Origin of the sequence: Halotalea alkalilenta DSM 17697, from assembly GCF_000621205.1 — a bacterium.
In the GTDB taxonomy this organism is placed as follows: Bacteria; Pseudomonadota; Gammaproteobacteria; order Pseudomonadales; family Halomonadaceae; genus Halotalea; species Halotalea alkalilenta.
This window is the reverse complement of record NZ_JHYY01000053.1, coordinates 1-3,295: the sequence shown is the minus strand read 5'-3', so window position 1 is coordinate 3,295 and position 3,295 is coordinate 1. Positions and strand designations below refer to the sequence as shown.

Here is a 3,295-nt window from a genome sequence, read left to right as displayed (position 1 = left end):
CGGATGGTCGGCGACACCTACGACTGCGGCTTCCAGCTCGGCTATCTCGAGGCGACGCTGTCGTTCGCCAAGCGTCATCCGAAGTTCGGCGAGGGATTCAAGGAACTGCTGAAAAAATATTCGAAATAAAACTTGTGCCTTAGAACAAGGACGTCCGGCGTCCTTGTTTCTTTCAAAGCTTTCATATCGCATGCTCAACCTCATCATTCCTATTCAATGTGGAGAAAGGCATGGAAAATCAGGGAAAAAACTTAGAGTTAAATGGAGCTATTGACATCATTAGAGCGGCGGCTGATCGTGCAAATTCAGCCAGTTTTTTATATCACGACTTTATTCATGCTGATGAAAATAGTATAATAAACACCGAATCAGGTCCATTACCCAGCCTTGCCCATCTTATACGAAATAGCATACTGTCAAAAAATTCAAAAATATGCGAATTATTACATGTTAATGATGCCCAACCTTATTATGAAGGAGGCCACTATAACAAAAGAGATTTGATCTCTAAAAATGACATTACATACATAGCATTAAAAAAATTCGAGTCCACAAATTTTGATCAAGATTTACGTGAAAAAAACTTATCTTTATTTGAGATCACAAGCAATGATCAACTGAACAAACTAGCTTTCACTGGAAGTTCAAGTGATATAAATATAGACGTCAATGATAATATAGCCACTCTCTCAGATTGGTTAGAAAATGCTGCACCGACCATAATATTAGATAGAGCGACAACATCTTGGGCAGGTATCAAATCTAAACATCCTGATGATGATCTTGCAGATAATCTCAATCAATTATTTAATGATAAAAAAAATGTAGTGGTAGATACGCCTATATATGTAAATAAAAGCATCATCGCTTCACTAGATAGACAGTTGATCATAGGTACATCTGCCGGATTACTACTCGCAGGAAAATCTATGCAGAACAGTCCTATTCTTAATATTACAGGGAATAGATCAACGATTAAGGATTTGAGCTTTGACAACCCTCACATGGTAGCGAGTACCCAGGGAGGAAGACAAGGAGCGATCTCAATATCGGCAGATAATGTAACAGTTATAAATTGCAATGCATGGAAAATGCTGCACGCTTTTTCGACAGCATCCAATGGTGAATGGTTCAATACTAAATTTATGTACTGCAACGCATTTGAATGCATTGGGGTAGGTGCTGGTCCAGAAGATGATGGTACAAGTAATTTTGGAGAAGACAGAGGAGATGCTTTTTCTACATGGGGCTCAACAGGATATATGATTGGTTGTTATGCGCAAATGATGAATGGCCAAGATGGAAGAATTGCTTTTCATGCGGAAGGATTACCCAAAAGCCATACTCGCTCTACTCCCAATAGCGAAGCTGATTTTATCATCAGCAACTGTATGGCTGAAGGTAGTTTTCGCAGACACTTCGTATTCGAAGGAGTCGATAGAGGGATTATAAATAGCTGTATATCAAGAGGGGGAGCTACCTGGTGGTCGATGGCTATAAGCCAATCTAAAAATATACATATATCCAGCATCGTTATTAACCATGATCGAAACCAAAATGAAACTCAAGGAGCATCATGGACACCTCGAAGGGCAGCTATTGCGATGATGAACTGGTCTCAGTCTATTACCTTTTCAGACATGACTGTCGTTTTGTCTGCAAACAATCAAGACAGGGCTTTAACATCTATCGAACAATCACTAAGGACTTCAGGACCTGACGGCCATGAAAACACCGTCATTCAAAACTCCATTTTTTCTCGAGAAGGTGACAGAAACCAACAAAATGATAGCACTTATCAAGGCCTCGACATCAGAGCACTTAACCAGCCTAAATTAGTGAACCTTAAGTTAAATAATTTCAATACTGCTATATATGCGCTGCACACAAAAAAAGGTTTCTATTCCAGTAATATAGAAATAAATAACTCTGATAACGGCTATTTAATAAAGGGACACAGGGAAAGAGGGAAGCAAAATTACGTCATTTCTGGAGGGATAATAAGAAATACTAGAAATTGCATTCAAGCTGATTTCGCCTCAACTGTATCAATAAACGACCTGCTTATTATCAATCAAGATGCCACCAGTATCATTGACATAAACAGAGCTGATAATATCACCATACACGGAGTTAATTCATCCATTGGAGAAAAAACCCATTTATTCATAGATGGAAAAAATGACGGAATTAGGCCGGCATCTATAACCTTTCTTGAGGGCAATATATGTTTGCAACATAATTTCAAGATGAGCGTAGCTCATCTAGCTGACATAAATCACAATGTCAATCATAAAAACAAACACCCTGGACTGTTTATTTTTTGCGACAACAATTTGATTTATTATCCTGAAGGATCAACGCCGGGAGATACATGGCGTGCAATTAATGGTGAAAGAATTACTCCCAACTGATCACAATGAATTGTCTAAATATACCACCATCATGTTTTTACCGATTTTAAAACCATATCTTTTTATTGTTCAGAGCATTTCTATTTTTCAAATGTAATCATTATAAAATTCGTGCTCGTCATCCCAATATATATACCTGCATTAATGTAGAGTTAGAAGTGATTGATCGATTATTACACACACTTTCATCATGCCGAGGCTGATCAATCGATACGTCTTACATATTCCCGGTGCCACAACGATAGCATCTGAGTAGAAGAAGTTACCGCACGCAAGATCACATTTGGAAAGTCATCGATCTACAAGAGCTCCATGGCGGATCCGAAAATTTCCTCCTAGGTGTATGGTCTCAGAGTGTAGGGGATTGTGGTGTCAACCTATGTCTGCGGAGGACCCATGGCTCAGATTCTTCACCCACGCGCCACGACCACGCGCGCCATCCGAAAGCGATCGAAGGCTTCGGTCGCGGCATTGAGCCGCCGCTATGTGTCACCACCGATGTAAAACTGCCCCCCTGACGCCGAGGTAAATTTGCCCCCCGGGCGATGATAGTGGCTTTGAGCCGCCGACATGTTGACCCAGGAGCAATCAGTGGAAATCAAAGTGTTGGCCCGACAGGGCCATGGAATCAAGGCGATTTCGCGACAGCTGGCACTGTCACGCAACACGGTGCGCAAGTACTTGCGGGGCCAAAGCGCTCTGCCTCGCTACAGCTCTCGGTCGACGTGACCCTGCAAGCTCGACCCGTTCAAGGACTACTTGCAGGCGCGGGTAGAGGCCGCGCACCCGCTCTGGATTCCGGCGACCGTATTGATGCGCGAAATCGAGGACCAGGGCTATCCCGGTGGCATCAGCCAGCTCAGGTGATATCTGGCACCGTT

At 42.1% G+C, this 3,295-nt stretch carries 1 protein-coding gene and 2 pseudogenes; all 3 read left to right on the top strand.

Annotated features, from left to right (window positions below; translation table 11 throughout):
* A pseudogene (locus tag Q376_RS25370) lies at positions 1-129 on the top strand (UTP--glucose-1-phosphate uridylyltransferase); the annotation flags it as partial.
* Positions 130-230: 101 nt separating this feature from the next.
* Positions 231-2,414 carry a hypothetical protein gene (locus Q376_RS24780; RefSeq protein WP_155834261.1) on the top strand — a complete coding sequence of 728 codons (2,184 nt, stop codon included), beginning with the start codon at positions 231-233 and terminating at the stop codon, positions 2,412-2,414.
* A gap of 570 nt (positions 2,415-2,984) precedes the next feature.
* Positions 2,985-3,278, top strand: a pseudogene (locus Q376_RS25365) (IS21 family transposase); the annotation flags it as partial.
* Positions 3,279-3,295 lie beyond the last annotated feature (17 nt).